This is a genomic window from Bacillus sp. A01H, from assembly GCF_045277205.1.
GTDB classification, from domain to species: domain Bacteria; phylum Bacillota; class Bacilli; order Bacillales; family Bacillaceae_G; genus Bacillus_A; species Bacillus_A paranthracis.
In genome coordinates this window covers 12101-27935 of the sequence record NZ_CP117703.1, presented here as the reverse complement: position 1 = coordinate 27935, position 15835 = coordinate 12101, and the positions used below count along the sequence as shown (strand labels likewise).

The 15835-nt window shown below is 33.5% G+C and carries 7 protein-coding genes and 1 pseudogene; 2 read left to right on the top strand and 6 right to left on the bottom strand.

What is annotated here, in order from left to right; genetic code table 11:
* The first annotated feature begins 4 nt into the window (after nt 1-4).
* Entirely contained in the window at nt 5-4279 is a 4275-nt protein-coding gene (locus PSR14_RS29555; protein WP_392355908.1) for an insecticidal delta-endotoxin Cry8Ea1 family protein, read from the top strand.
* Between the two features lie 240 nt (nt 4280-4519).
* Nucleotides 4520-4702: pseudogene (locus tag PSR14_RS29550) on the top strand (IS6 family transposase); the annotation flags it as partial.
* 3457 nt (nt 4703-8159) lie between these two features.
* Here PSR14_RS29550 and PSR14_RS29545 read toward each other — a convergent pair.
* The 6 genes from PSR14_RS29545 to PSR14_RS29520 all read right to left on the bottom strand — a co-directional run bounded on the left by PSR14_RS29545 (nt 8160) and on the right by PSR14_RS29520 (nt 15666).
* The gene (locus PSR14_RS29545) at nt 8160-8543 is read right to left on the bottom strand and encodes a DUF4183 domain-containing protein (protein ID WP_262727060.1); all 384 of its coding nucleotides are present in this window, start codon (nt 8541-8543) and stop codon (nt 8160-8162) included.
* 96 nt (nt 8544-8639) lie between these two features.
* Nucleotides 8640-9905 (bottom strand): DUF4183 domain-containing protein, encoded by a 1266-nt coding sequence (locus tag PSR14_RS29540; protein ID WP_262727059.1) that lies wholly within the window; start codon nt 9903-9905, stop codon nt 8640-8642.
* 793 nt (nt 9906-10698) lie between these two features.
* Nucleotides 10699-11775, bottom strand: a complete 1077-nt coding sequence (rfbG, locus tag PSR14_RS29535; RefSeq protein ID WP_262727058.1) for a CDP-glucose 4,6-dehydratase — start codon at nt 11773-11775, stop codon at nt 10699-10701.
* Between the two features lie 31 nt (nt 11776-11806).
* Nucleotides 11807-12754 carry an NAD(P)-dependent oxidoreductase gene (locus tag PSR14_RS29530; protein WP_262727057.1) on the bottom strand — a complete coding sequence of 316 codons (948 nt, stop codon included), beginning with the start codon at nt 12752-12754 and terminating at the stop codon, nt 11807-11809.
* A 36-nt stretch (nt 12755-12790) separates the two neighbouring features.
* On the bottom strand, nt 12791-14905 hold the full coding sequence (locus PSR14_RS29525) for a glycosyl transferase (RefSeq protein ID WP_262727056.1): 2115 nt from the start codon (nt 14903-14905) through the stop codon (nt 12791-12793).
* A gap of 20 nt (nt 14906-14925) precedes the next feature.
* A complete protein-coding gene (locus tag PSR14_RS29520) occupies nt 14926-15666 on the bottom strand; it encodes a sugar phosphate nucleotidyltransferase (RefSeq protein ID WP_098487788.1) in 741 nt (246 codons plus the stop codon).
* Nucleotides 15667-15835 lie beyond the last annotated feature (169 nt).

Here is a 15835-nt window from a genome sequence, read left to right as displayed (position 1 = left end):
TTACATGACAAGAATAGAAGACTTATATCCCCGTTCTGATGCTGAATTCCAGGCTGCACGATTAGAGACGGAGGCTGCTACGTCTGAATCCCTCTTACAAAACTTAAAAACGGGCATCGAACAAGGGACATATCAACAAGCCATCGACACGATTTTTCAAAATATTTCAAGTGGAACCATTGACTATGTCTCATTTGTAGACAGTACCTTACGATTAGCGCCTATGTCTACACCTGAAACCGGTCTTTTCTCCCCCTTAGTTGGGTTATATTTTTCAGGACTGAATCAAATACCTGCAACGCGTGACGTACAAAGTAATGTGTTTCAAGCGCTGAATCCTCTCATTGCAGATGCACTTGGCAGAGCATTAACTACCGATGAACTGGATCATATGAATGCAGAAGTATCGGGCATACGAGCTACTCTCATCCCGTATCAAACGTATATGGATCAGATTCAGAATGTATATGGTGGATTCCAACACATTACGTCTCAGATGCGTCAAGAATTCATGAGTGCTGTCAACAACGTAGATACTATTTTGGCAGATCGTTTGCCGAGTTTACTCTATACGGATCCAGCACAAGCTATGATAGGCCTGCCCTATTTTTGTGGTTTTGCTGCCATGCATTTGCAGCTATACAAAGATATGATTATACACGGTTCTACATGGGATCCTGAACACTATAACGCAGAGGTAATTGGGGCGAAAAAAGCCGTACTCCAAAAATACATTCAGCTCTATGCGCAAGAAGCCTACGCAGGATTTACACAAGGATTAGCCTTATTGGGGGGCGATGATTTAAAACCTTCCAATACCGCAACGTTTTCACAACAAAAACAATATATACAATTCCTTACAATTAATGCGTTAGATAAGGCTAGATTGTTCCCCACATTTGATCCCGATCTTTACCCATATGGTCTTACTACAAATATACCGACCAACCATCAATTCGTTTCGTCCATTTTACCAGGATATTGTATGCCGTCCTCGTTTCCAAGTGATTTCGACTTTCCTATTTCTGATAACGGCACCATAAGAAAAGATCCGGAACTTGCGGCCATTGAGAGTGATACATCCACAGACAAAACGTATGGTTCCCCTGTATTTCTACAAATCCAAGATAGAAATGGAACGGTTCGAAAGTGGGGGAAGGAAAGTGGAGACCAGTACTCTCTTCCATTTATTAATCCTGTAGATCCCCTCATTGGATTTGGAGCAGCCGCTGCGGTTAGTTTTGATTCGAATGGCCATCCAAAGTATGATCTCTGTTCTTCCGATTCTATATTTGGATTCCAATTTCTAACAGATTATAAACAGCTGACGACGTGGTCACGAATCGATCTTCCGGCAGATTTTATGCCTTGGCTTCGTGCGCCAAGCGGCTATAAAATTCGAACGCTGTATCCCCTTTACGATTCATCCAAGCCAGCTACTCCTTTTGGGGGATATGTCACAGTGTTTGATCCGTTAGATTCCCCCGCATTCGGATTGCTTGCACCGGATGCGTCTGGAAATCTGTCCGTCATCGGCATTCCATTGGAATCATTTGGGGAACAGCAAGGATGGGTTGTCCCAGAATGGACGACAGGGTCGAATGTGGTACAGCTTCCGCCAGGTCAAACGATTACAGTTCCCATTTTCAATGTCCTGGAAGGTCAATATACGATGCGTGTGAATTATGCCTGTAACGCGAATGTAGATATGGTAGTAAACATAGAGACAGGTACAGGTCATTCTGTTTTTTCTAATACAGTTTCCTTTTCTGCCACAAATAGCAATGACTTTCCAGGGAAAAATGGTTACTATCGAAATCAACTGATCACAGATACTTTGGATATGGGGACATTTAGTATGACAATCGATCATATCCAGCTAACAAATAAAGGAACGTCCGACATTTTCTTAGATCGCGTGGAGTTTATTCCTGCCGCTTCTGATACCGCACAAACCGGTACGTTTATTGCGAAAGAGGTTACAATATCGAATAACCAACAGCCAATTACAATTTATGATGGAGAGACGATTTATAATACTATTCAACTGGTATCATCATTAAACAATATAACATTTCAATTTTATAAAAAAGGATTTCTTGTCGATACATCTATACCAACAGCCAACACCTCTCTCTCAAAACAAGTCCCAACGGGATTTGATCGCATAGAGGTAACCACTTCTAATCCAAATGAAACGGTTGTAGATATCCTGGCCCGTCTTACGTTGGATAGCACCCTGCCTATTACACGTCAAAAAATTACATTACCCACTGATACAAGTCCCATCACAATTGATATAGATCCGATGAGGATGTACAATACAGCCAACCTATTGTATGTACGAGAAAATGAATCCGATTCCTTTGAGGTAGAATGCCTATTTTATCAGGGGGGAATTCAAACAGATAGCGTCACCTTAGCTGCAGGGTCCTCCATTACAAAACAAGTCCCAGCGAGATTTGATCGCATAGATCTGCGTGCAACATCACTATCTGGTACACATAGAATTGAGTTGGATGGGGAATTGAGTTTTGATTCTTCATTAGTTCCTGTATATAGTGTAGATCAAACTGTCGATATTTCGGATACTTCGTGGATATATATTACAGGTAATGGTCCGGGTAATGGTAACTTCGTTGAGTTTGTTATTACCTCACCATACTCAATAGAAATAGCATTGTGGAAAAACGACATAAGGATAAAAGACGATTTTACGGCAAACAATGTGGCAAATATGTCTATAAAGAATGTTGAGTTTGATGCTATTACAATACGTAACCCTTTCGACGGCATTCTCACCTCGGTGACCATTACCGGGACGTACGGAACATCTAGCTCTAAATCTCTCACAGAACCAACAAATCTAAATCAAATCACTCAACAAGTCCAAGATTTATTCGCAACTCAAGATCAAACCGCCGTATCTCATGAAATAAATGACTACTGGATTGACCAAGTCGTGCTGAAAGTAGATGCGTTATCCGATGAAGTTTTCGGAAAAGAGAAAAAAGCGTTACGTAAATTGGTCAATAAAGCGAAACAACTCAGTAAAGCACGAAATTTACTCATAGGAGGAAGCTTTGATACGCTTGATGCATGGCAACTCGGGAAAAATGTGGTCAGAAGAGAAGGCGGGGAGTTATTCAAAGGAGAACATCTCTTACTTCCACCACCCACTACACTTTCTCCTTCGTATGCGTATCAAAAAATAGACGAAGCCAAATTAAAACCATATACACGTTATACCGTTTCTGGATTTGTGGCGCAAGGTGATCCGTTAGAGGTTGTGGTGTCTCGTTATGGAAAAGAAATCGAAAAAACCCTGCATGTTCCGTATGAAGAGGCGCATCCGATTACATCGGAGCCAACGCCAAACTGTTGTCAGCCAGGAACACCTTCTTCGTGTAACGGTGAGACACCGGATTCGCATTTCTTCCACTACAACATCGATGTCGGTGCCTTACAAACCGAAGCGAACCTAGGGATTTCGCTTGGTCTTCGTATCGGGGAAACAGTGGCAAACACCCTCGGATTGGCTCGCATTGGGAATCTCGAAATACGAGAAGAACGTCCGCTAACAGCGAGTGAAATACGAAAAGTGCAGAAAGTAGAGACGAAATGGAAAAAAGAATGGGAGCAAGAACGTGCAGATGTAACAGCAAAACTGCAACCCGTTATCGATCAAATCAACGCTTTATATGTGAATAACGATTGGAATGGTTTGGTTCGACCGCATATCGTAGAAGCGGACATTCATGCGATTACAATACCAGATTTACCAAAACAAAGACATTGGTTTATGACAGATCGTGAAGGAGAACATCGTTCGATTACCGAGCAAATGCAACAAGCACTGACTCGCGCAATGAATCTGTTAGAGAGTCAAAATCTCATTCACAATGGTAGCTTTACGAATGGATTAATGAATTGGACGGTAGAGGGAGGCGCAACAGTTCAATTGGTATCAGGAGAAAATAAAGCCTTATTCCTTCCGCATTGGGATTCTAGTGCCGCACAAAACGTTCAAATTACAAATTTTGATGAAGATACAGAATATACACTTCGCGTACGCGGAAAAGGAAAAGGGAAAATTACCCTCCAACATGGAACGACAGGAGAACAGGTAGAAACGATGGTGTTTTCTCAAAAGAACATGCAAAAACAAGAACTATCCTATTTGACATTTGAAACGGCAGAGATTGAAATCGAAATTACATCTGAAGATGGTGGATTGACAATTGATAGCATTGAACTGATTGAAATGACGGAAATGTAAATAGAAGGAAAATGAAGGGCAAGGATGTTTGTAGACCACTTGCCCTTTTCTTATCATGCATATTGGCAAACTTTCCAATCTAAAAATATACTCTATATCTGGCTCTGGTGCAAAAACTTCAGGACACTTGCAAATACTCTCTTAAACTTGAACATACTGATACTCGTATTCTTAAAAAGGTGTGTGATTAGTATGAAAAAGGAGACTTCATTAAAATAGTAGCTCTATTAGCCGAATATTATGTTGTTAACTGTGCGCTGGTACCTACGGTACAATCTCAGTTTTCGTGATTTGGTAGAAATGATGGAGGAAAGAGGACTATCCCTGGCTCATATAACGATTATGCGTTGTGTCCATCAACGTCATCTCGAACAAACGAATGACTCCTGGAGAGTAGATGTGTACATAAAAGAAAAAAGACAATGAATGTACCTATATCGTGCCGTTGCTTCTGAAGGGAATACGATTGATTTACGGGATCAGTCTATTCAAACTCAAAAACAATTCATTCACCAATTATTTGGATTAGCAGCGTAAAGAACAATTCCGGTAGGAATCCTTATTATTTTTTGGCATGTATCCTGTATTTGCACCAGAACTAGCCAGCTTATATTTCTAAAAAGGACAATCAAACTGTCGTGAATGGCCAAATTTCTCATTATTTGAGTTATCGTATAGATGACCAAGTCTATTATCGATTTGTAAAAGAAGATGGAGAAATCAAAAATTTAGAAATTAAAATTGAACGTGATGGATGAAAATTACTGCACCTATCGGTGCGATTATTGCTCAATATTTTGGTATCCCCATTACGCCAAATCTTTTATCACAAATTAGCCAACAATTAAGAGCTCTAATGGATGGAAAATGGGAATACACTTCCGAAACAATTTGGTATATAGAGAGAATAAAAGATACATGCACACTTGCTTTCTTGACTTTTAAAATGCGTACTAATTTTTGTATACACCAATGGCAATATACATGCCATTTTTAAAATATCTCAAAATAATAAAAAAAGTATAAGAATATAGGTATAAATGAAATGTAAAACGCGTAGTTTGAGTAATAAATATATTATATGATATAGCCCTCTTATAACAAATAGACAACAATACTTTTACTTAACAGTATTTTAAACATATTTCTCACTATCCCTCGAATCCCCATGTACAAGTCCACAGAGGTAACCTCATACTTGTAACCATCTGCCATGCAGATAGTTGGGACCAAATAATATGCGAAAATTATTTTACACTAAACAGATAAAATAATCGCAAGTACGACTCCAATTCAGACCCCATAACCTACTTTTTGTAACAATTTTAGAAGCTCTCAGTACACCAGTTCCAAATTATGTAATGTGAGGATTTACGTGAAAATGCAAATTTTACAGAAAAAAATAGTGTTTGCTATTCTCCCAGTCACGCTCAATTTATTTCCATTTTTTTAAGTGTTACGGTTTGTAGTTGTTTTTCATTTCTTTCGCTAATAATACTTTAGGGAGCTGTTTCATTACATGTTGATGAGTAGCGATGAATGCATCTCCTTGATCTTTCACTCTAATTATACAAAACATTGACGGATTGTAGCGATTCCACATGGATTTCGTATGAAATCCATGTGGAATCAAACATTTATTTAAAAATAAAAATATGTACAGAATCTGGCTATAGTTGATATATACCTATTTTGTTGTTAAGGGAATTCCCTTGATAAGTATTGTATATTCGCTAAATTTTGCAATTTCATCAGTACAGCTGTCAATTATAGAATATCATAGCAAACATCCATCTATCCGCCCTAAACTTCCCGATATTCCCTACTTACAAATACACCTAATTTTTCTGCATCTTACTTTTTTTAGTCTTATTGATATAAAACAGATTCGACAAGCCCATAAACTTTTCTCCAAACAATAAAGCAATATCTTATTTTGGAGCGACTTGTTTTCTTCATTCTTTTCTTCGCAACAAGACATGCTCCTTATGAACTTATAGGATAGCACTCTCCTATAAATTCCGTAAATTTCTATCTAATTGATTTAGTTTGCACTTAAAAATGTAGTAAATCAATACATTTTTACATTTGCGTATTGTAAAAAGAAATGGCGCGAAAAAAGTTTCTACTTTCGCTTGTCGAATTCATTCTTCTCATTTTGAAAGGGAAAAAAATCACTGTAAAACCTTTATGATCTAAAAATAAATCAAATCATTTTAAGACCGATTATAGCTTCGTATATTCATTTCAACTTGTTTTTAATTTATTTTTAATGGATAGATATACATAGGATAGAAGGAGTAATTGTGCCGTAAAGCGTAAAATATCTTATAGAAAATGTAATACCACAGAAGCATTCACTATAATAAGCGTTTACCAAAAATCATAATTTTTGTGATTTGTTTAACCTTTATTAAGGTGCTTAATTTGAATAGATTAAGACGTTATCAAAAATTATCCTCAAAATGATTACCACAAGCATTTTCCAAAAGTACACCGTACATTTTTCAATTCTACTGGCGATTCAATTAAACCAGTGATCCTTGTAATAAATATAAATTTCCCAATAGGGGATCCCCCCTGCACCAACAATTGTAATGTTATATCCTTTATTTAGAATCTATCTTGCATTTCCTGGCACAGATCCTCCTTCTTTCCCTAATTGGTTTCTCTGTCTATAAATTTAATTCAATATTTATGTGACTGACTCATAACGATTGTTGAATAAATGGGTAAACCATATACTTTCAAGGTTCTAGATATCCTTAAGATTACACATAAAATAATAACATCATATATAAATCATACACTAGTACTACAAAATAAAAAACGTTTTCCTAAATGGAAAACGTCCGTTTTATATAAATTTATCCTGGTGTCTGTTTAAATATATGTTGTGAATGTAATTCGTATTCCAAATTTGAATATGATTTTATAAAAGAATTATTGTAATATCGATATAATTCACCAGGAATAAAGTGATTTTTGGAGTTATCTTAATTCCATCGAGGTTACTTTGCACAACCACATTTGTTCTTTTTTTTATAGCCTACTGGTGGTGAAATAGCAAGGTTAGGAGTTTCTTTGGGTGTAGAGGACGTATTTTGCTGTATTATTTTTTTAGCCATCATGATGCCTCCTTTACAAAACATATGGGTCTTGAATACTCTATTAGGTCAAGTAAATGCTTCTGGTTAAAAATAGAAAACTTGTACTTGCTTGAAAACATATTATTGATTTTTATTCATGTTTGAAGGAACGTTTGTATTTACATGTAATAATTCTTTTGGAGAGCAAGCAAAATCTGTTTCCGCTATGGAGCTCATCCTATCCTAGTGTATCAGAGAAAAGTACGTGTGTTTTATCTAATTTTATTAGTAATAGATACTCATTCGGGTGTAAAGTTGACGGACTTATTACTATGTTATCATAAAAACGTTGAGAAGATTTAGTGTTGTAGCGTTAGTTTCCTTATAATTAGCGTCTGATGCTTCTGGTTGTAGAGATTTTCTGTCAAAACATTATTTAGTAGTAATTAACTTTTTATTCAACAGTCTATTAGACTCTTATTTTACTATTTTAATAATGTTTATACCGGTATTCTTGTGTCTTTTCGATTAAAAAAGGTAAGTAGTGATTGATTTTTTTAATATTTGGAAATTTATCTGATACTTTTTATACCTGCCACAATGTTATAAGCAATCGAGTAGAGGTCAGTTAATACTGATACGTAACCATTTCTCTTTATAATTTTGCTAACAGTACATTGATTCCATCATTTTTTGATTAATAACGTAAAGAACAATTTACATGATTTTTTTATAATGTATCTTATTTTCTATATAGTGTAGGTAATAGAATTACCTACACTATACAGAAATTATGCAGAAACAGTGGTTGTAGAATCAGGAGTATATTGAACCAATTCTAATACAATTGGTGTACCCACTAATACGTCTTCTGAACCCGCAGGTACGGAAATTGCTAAAGATCCTACACCTGTAGCTCCAGGTGTATATGTTGAAATACTTTCCATTTGTAATACACCATTAATAAATACATTAAAGTAGTGATTATCTGGGGACAAAGTTGGTAAAGTAGTTACCGCAGTACCATCATCTTGAAAAAAATCGGCTGCATCAATTGTTAATGTATCTCCTCCAGCTGTTGATGCGGCGGTTACATAAAAAAAACGTGATGCTTCAGGATCAATATTTGTTACAGTAGAAGCGGAAATTGCTAATTTCATAAGTTGTAAAGCCATAAAAATCCTCCTTAAAAAAATAGGTTGTCCTCAATATAGCTTATTCGATTTTTTGGAAAAGGTGCATATTAAAATAGTGTTTTAACGTTTATATAATTAAAATATAGAACGTAAAATATTAATGCATTTTAAATACATGTTTTTGAATGTGAATAGATTTTTCACATGTTTGTTTGAAATATAAGGTGTGACATGTTGTATTTGTTCTCTTATATTATTCCCTCTCAAAGAAGTAATGAATTGAAGTATTATAGGAGAGCCTAATATAGGTGCTTCATCAATTAATAAGTATAATTTCCCATTTTCAATTTTATATAGATTTGTTGGTTGGAGTACACCATTAATAAATAAGTTTGTATACAAAACATTGTTTGAAGATAAAATATTTGCTGTTTCATATTGGGATAAACCGTCTGCATCGCTATAAATTAATTTTTCTCCATCCGAAAAGGTAAAATAGACACTGCTATTTATTTCTAGAAATAGTGGGGGATGGATGGCTATTCCATAAGGCCTAGAGTCGGTGGAGAATGTCCGTATAACTGTATTCGACTTTTGGTCTATTGTTGATAGGGTGTTACTTTCTGTGTTTAGAATATAAACTATAGTGGATGACAAAGAGATACCAATAGGCATGTTTCCTACGGTTATTGAATCTATTATTGAGTGTGTTATTGTACTAATCATAAAAATTTTATTTGTATTATATCCTGTTACATAAATAATTTTCCCATCTAGAGATACAGCAATGGCATAAGGGTTAACTTCTAATTCAATTGTATCTATTAATTCGTTTTCGTATATATCAATAATAGATATTTCACGACTGCTAAAATTAGTGACATATGCAAATTTTCCATTAGGTGTAATTGTGATATCTATTGGTGCGGCGCCAACTACAATAGTTTTAATAATAGAATGGGTAGAAATATCAATAACTGATACGCGATTACTATTGTAAGTGACCACATAAGCATATTTACCATTCGGAGTGATGCTAACTCCTCTAGGCATGCTAGCGACTGGAATACTTTTGGTGACAGTGTTATTTTTGGTGTCAATAACTGACACTGTATCATTCCGAAAATTAGTGACATATACTTGTTGTCCATTTGGAGTAATCGCCATTTCGATTGGATTTGTACCTACCGGTATTTGTTGTACAACTGTATTAATCTCCAGATTGATAACAGAGATAGTATTTTCTCGAAAGTTTGCAACATAAGCATATTCACCATTTGGGGTGATGACAATACCACGTGGGAAATTCCCTACAGGGATGGTAGATATAACAGTATTTGAAACGCTATCAATTACTAATACATTGTTATCTTGTTGATTTGTTATAAATAACTTCGTCAAAGGTTATACCCTCCTTATTATCAAGTATTGTATACATGGTTATATATAATATTCAAATTATGTTTTTAGTGTAAATAAATCGTTGGATTTTAATATGTGTTAGTAGTTCGATACGGGAAGGCATGTTTTATAAAATAATACATTTTTTAATGTTTTGAGCTAATTTAACTGCTAAATATTTAAAAAATCAGTATTGACTCTGTATAAAGTAATGGGAATTATTTGAATAGTAATCTAACAGAAATATAGTTCTGATCCCAAAAGGTTGTGCAAGTAATATCCTAAATTGGGATCTACCGATAGTATTATTCTATAAAGGGTGTGTGCTCAGCATGAGAAACGAAAAGATGTTCAAACGGAATCATCTTTTCCACCGGATATTATTTGATTAACAGTATGTTGATACCCGCGGTACAACTTAAGTTTCCGATATTATCTCAAGCAACAAAATAATTCATAAAAAATAGATGAAAGGGATAGCATATGTATTTATATCGTGTCGTTGCTTCAGAAGGAAACACCACTGCATTTGATCTGAGTAAATCTAGAAATGATAAGGATACAAAGTAATTCTTGAATAACGCTTTGCAATCTTTTTAGGTTTCTAAACTTCGTGTAATCACAGTTGATAAAAAATCTGCTTACTTTTTACATTTTTGCTTCCATATGATAATAAAAAACTTCCCGTATTAAAAAGAGTTTAATCACCATATTTAATACGGGAAGTTTTGTCTTCTAGAAATTATATTTCCTTGTTCACTAGTAATAGAAAGATAGGTTTCTACTATACAAATTATAAATTACAGTACTCGTTAATTTGTTTATCACACAATTCTCGGACGTTGGATGTTTGATAGTGTTTATACCATTCCACAGTTTTTTCTACAGTTTCGTAAATATCCCATTTTGGGAACCATTTTAAGGATCTATTTGCTTTGCTAATATCTAGACTTAATATTTTAGATTCATAGAATGTTTTTTCACTCTGCAAGACTTTCCATGCACTTTGATATCCCCAAATCCGAATAATATGTTCTACTAATTCTTGTACAGGAATTATGCTATGTGAAAATGGACCAAAATTCCAAGCTCCTGAGTACCTTATGTTTTCTTCTAATAATTTTTTAGAAAGCGTAAGATAGCCACTTAGAGCTTCTAATACATGTTGCCACGGACGTATAGCATCTGGAGAACGAATAATAATTTCTTGATTAGTTAACAGGGATTTCATTGCATCAGGAATAATACGATTTGATGCCCAATCTCCACCTCCAATGACATTTCCAGCTCGTACGGTAGCAAGTGCTTTTTTGTGTTTCGAAAATTGTTGCGTATTAAAATACGAATCGCGATAAGAAGAAACAAGTAACTCACAGCAACCTTTACTGGAACTGTATGGATCGACTCCCCCCATAGGATCAACTTCTCTATATCCCCAATCCCAACCATTATTTTGATAGCATTTATCGCTAGTAACAAAGATGCCTATTTGAGGTGAAGGGCATATTCTCATTGCTTCTAATATATTCAAAGTTCCCATTACATTTACATCATACGTATTTTTAGGGTATTGATAAGAATGTTTTACTAGAGGTTGAGCTGCTAAATGAAAAATAATTTCGGGAGTATATTTCTCGAAAATATAATTGATTTTTTTTTCATCTCTAATATCGCCCCGGATATCAATAATATCTTTTCCTATCTGGGATAAATTAAAAATTCCTTTTTCATGACCAGAATCTATGGATAATCCGATGACTTTAGCGCCTAATTTATTTAACCATAATGTTAACCAAGAACCCTTAAAACCGGTATGGCCTGTTACTAATATGTTTTTATTCTTGAAAGTTTTAATTTTGTTAAATTTCATTTTTGAAAATTCCCTTTTTTTTTTTCTTTCATTACTTATTTTGAGTACTTTGATACCACTCAATTGTTTTTTCAATGCCTTGTTCTAAAGAAATTGTAATTTTCCAGTCTAAAACTTTTTTAATTTTACTTACATCAGATGCAACATGCATTCTTTCATTGAATGAATATGGTATAGCTCCATAGTGAGGTTCTTTTTTTGAATCAAAATGCTGGAAAATTTTTTTTACGAAATATTTTAAAGGATGGCTATCGCCACTACCAATATTAAAAATTTCATTTTTTAGTGAAGATTTTGTAGCTGCTAATATCATACCTGTGATTATATTTTCAATGTAACAATAATCTCGTGTTTGTATGCATTTTGATAAAAAAACTTCTTGATTCTGAATTAATCGTGAAATAATGTAACCAAAAAGGTTTTCTGGGGGAGCTGCTTCTCCAAAGACATTAAATGGTCGTAATGTAACAATATTAATTTTATTTTTCATTGCAATATGATGAGCAATTTGTGTAGCAGCTAATTTAGTTATTCCGTACACATCTTGCGGATTTAAGGGTGTGTTTTCATGAATAGGTGTTTCTGACACCCCATATTCTGAACTACTACCTAAGTTAATGATTTTTTTACATCCAGTTCGTTTTATGGCTTCCATTATATTAGTTGTCCCTAGAATATTTGTATTAATTTTATTGATAGTATTATTTTGTGGCGAATGTCCACTATCTGCAGCCAAATGAAACAGATAATCGGGTTGTATTTGTGTTATTATTTCTTGAACTCGATCAGTATCTTTAATATCTCCATTCAAAATTTGAATATCTTTTAATACCGTTTTTATTCGACATAAATTTGCATGTTCTTTAGCTAATATAGATACGTTTGCACCGCTATATAATAGCTTTTTTACGAGATGAGATCCTATAAATCCATGTCCCCCAGTGACAAAGACATTTTGGGATTTTAAATTGTTTTTCATAGCTTTATCCTTTCTTTTCTGATCTATCTAAGTATATTAAACTGTATATGGATTTTGAGGAATATAATTAATAGGAAGTTGAGCATACAGGTGAGAAATATCTGTGGAGGATAAAGTTTTTTGTAGCTTTTTATTTGCACGTTTGATGAGCTTTATATAAGGAGTATAGATGTATTGCAGTGTATCTGGAGCGAAAAATAAAGGTTCTTGAAACCAAATATCAAATTCATTTTTATTTATTATTCGCATGCTTCCAAAATGATATGAAATTAAAGGTTCATTATCTATATAAATCTGTTTGTTTTTTTGAGATATATTATGGTTGTTATTCATTACTAAATTCCAAGGAGCAACATTAATGCCTATATTGGTTATGATTTTTATATTTCCGAATATATTAGGTATACCATCTAAATATTTCTGATCTCCCCAACTATTATAATATTCATTATAAGTGGTAGAGCAGTTTTCTAGACATTTCATTTTCCACCAGGATAAAATGTCTAAACTATTTTTTTCACGTTTAAAGCCTATTAACCCCGCTTGATACATACCGAATTTGTGTTCGAGGTCTGGAGTGCCGCGTTGTCGACATAAAAATATAGAATATAGTCCCCATTCTTCTAATAATGGTGTTGGATCTGAGAAAAAGCATTTATCGGCATCGCAATAAATAATGTGATCTACTTCTCCATAATTAAGCAGAATATAGGAACATAAATAAGGTTTTAATGTCCAACAATATTCTTGCAAACTTCTAGTATTTTTTATGTTTTTCAGTTCTTCATTTTCTAAATCTGCTATATTAATTAATGTAACATGAGAAAGTTTCATTTTGTCTAATACATCATACGTATATGAATCTACACAAAGAATCCATATGTGAAAATTTTTAATCTTCTCTGCTAAAGATAGATATAAAGCTGAAAATTGTAGGATATAATTTTGGCTTACAATGGTTCCAAAATTACAGAAAGTATCATATTGATCCATTTCTCTACGTAATTTTGTGTAACCGTAAAAAGTTTTTGCAGTTATTACTTCTTTATTAGTAACACATTGATTAAATATATCCGTATCTACATGTTTTATATCTTTTATAACTTGGCGTAGAGTTTGTAAATAAGGTATATAGATATTATTTTTTATAAATTTATTGATCTTCAAAGGGCTTAATGACCATAAATCAAATTGATTTTCATCAAATATAGATAAACAAGCAAAATGAAAAACAATTAATTTATGATCGTCAATGTATATATTGTTTTCTTGTTTTGTAAATTTATAATTATTATTATAAATGCAGTTCCAAGGAGCTGCATCAATACCTAAATGAGTAGAGATTTTAATATGATGAAAATAGATAGGAATTTTATCTAAATATTTTTGATCTCCAAAATTCTCTCCATCTCGTTCTTGTGAGCACCAATTAAGGCACTGCTCTCGCCACCATTTCAAACTTTTTCTACCATGAAAATTATTTTTAAAGCCAATGAGGCCAGCTTGAAATTTTCCGAAAACCTCTTCTACATTTTTTGAATCTCGTTGAGGACATAAATACACTGCAAATTCTCTCCATTCATCAAAAATGGCCTGAGGGTTGGAAAAGAAGAATAAATCGCTATCGCAATACAAAACTCTTGGGATGTTATATTTACGAAACAAAAGTTCCATGAAAGGTGCCTTTAATGTCCAACAATATTCATTAATTTTACGTTCTTTTTTTATTTTTTTTAATGTAGGATTTTCAAAACTTTTTACGGGAATTAAAATTACATTTTTAAGGTCCTTATCTTGTAAAAATGAAAATGTTAGTTGATCCATACAGCAAATAAAAAGATTGAATTTATCTGAATTCATTTTAAGAGATTCGTAAAAAGCTAATACTTTAAATAAATATTCTTTTCCTACAATGGTACAAAAGTTTAATCCGTCAATCATTATATTTTTATCGGTATTTTCAATTGCTGCTGAAACTTGAATGTCCCATGTGTCATGGTCTTCAAGTTTTGTCATTGGTATAATAGGATTTTGACTTTGTATTATTTCTTCTTTTTCATCTTTTTGTAAATGTTCAACTTCTGAAGATGGGAATGCCGCAAGATAGCTATTCTTTAGCTTTTCTAATAAACGTTCAATGTAATTATTCATGATAACAGACTCCTCTTAATTTAGGTATTCCAAAGCGTATTTGCTATTTCCAAGTCCTTATAAGTATCAATTGAAATCCATTTCCCATCATGATGATATACTGCTAATTCTTGATCTTCCACTAGCCTTTTAAAAGGTAATTCTTCTAACACACAGTCTTCTGACTCATCTAAATAGTTAAATATATCTCTATTGCATACAAAAAATCCTCCATTAATCCTATTAGATACCGTTGGTTTTTCAGCAAATTCAGTGATTATATTATTTGAAGATTTTAACACTCCGTATTGGTTCTTAGGTAATATGCCAGTTAACGTCATTGTTTTTCCCGTTCTTATATGGAACTCTACTAATTCATTTATATTTATATCAGCTAATCCATCACCATACGTAATCATAAATAAATCATCTTGAATATAGGGCTCTAGTTTTTTTAGGCGTGCACCAGTCATGGTATTTTTTCCTGTTTCAATACAAGTTACATTCCAATTTTCACATGCATTTAATATATCTAATTGATTTGACTCCAGATTAATTTTAAAGTTTTTACTTTTCCAATGATACTCAAGAAAATATTCTTTAATTTGGTCGCCTTGATAGCCTAGTGGTAATAAAAAGTCAGTATGTGAGTATTTACTATATAGATTCATAATGTGCCAAATAATAGGTTTATTCTGTATTTGAGCAAGAGATTTAGGAATAGATTTAGATAACCCATTCATTCTTAATCCTTTTCCACCACATAAAATAACCACTTGCATTTAAGTACTCCCCCCTATATATTGGTGTATTTTAAAGGTTTACATCTTCATATTTAATGGTATATGTTTATTGTAAAAAAAAATTGTCTGTACAAATAAATATAAAATAAAGTTTAGGTATTCTCTCTGTAAGATATAAATTAAATATCTGTATAACTTTTAGTGAATT

Excerpts from the sequence above, each read along its gene's own strand:
- PSR14_RS29555 (WP_392355908.1), top strand. The coding sequence starts at position 5 with ATGACAAGAATAGAAGACTTATATCCCCGTTCTGATGCTGAATTCCAG.
- PSR14_RS29545 (WP_262727060.1), bottom strand. The coding sequence starts at position 8,543 with ATGGCTTTACAACTTATGAAATTAGCAATTTCCGCTTCTACTGTAACA.
- rfbG (WP_262727058.1), bottom strand. The coding sequence starts at position 11,775 with ATGAAATTTAACAAAATTAAAACTTTCAAGAATAAAAACATATTAGTA.
- PSR14_RS29530 (WP_262727057.1), bottom strand. The coding sequence starts at position 12,754 with ATGAAAAACAATTTAAAATCCCAAAATGTCTTTGTCACTGGGGGACAT.
- PSR14_RS29525 (WP_262727056.1), bottom strand. The coding sequence starts at position 14,905 with ATGAATAATTACATTGAACGTTTATTAGAAAAGCTAAAGAATAGCTAT.
- PSR14_RS29520 (WP_098487788.1), bottom strand. The coding sequence starts at position 15,666 with ATGCAAGTGGTTATTTTATGTGGTGGAAAAGGATTAAGAATGAATGGG.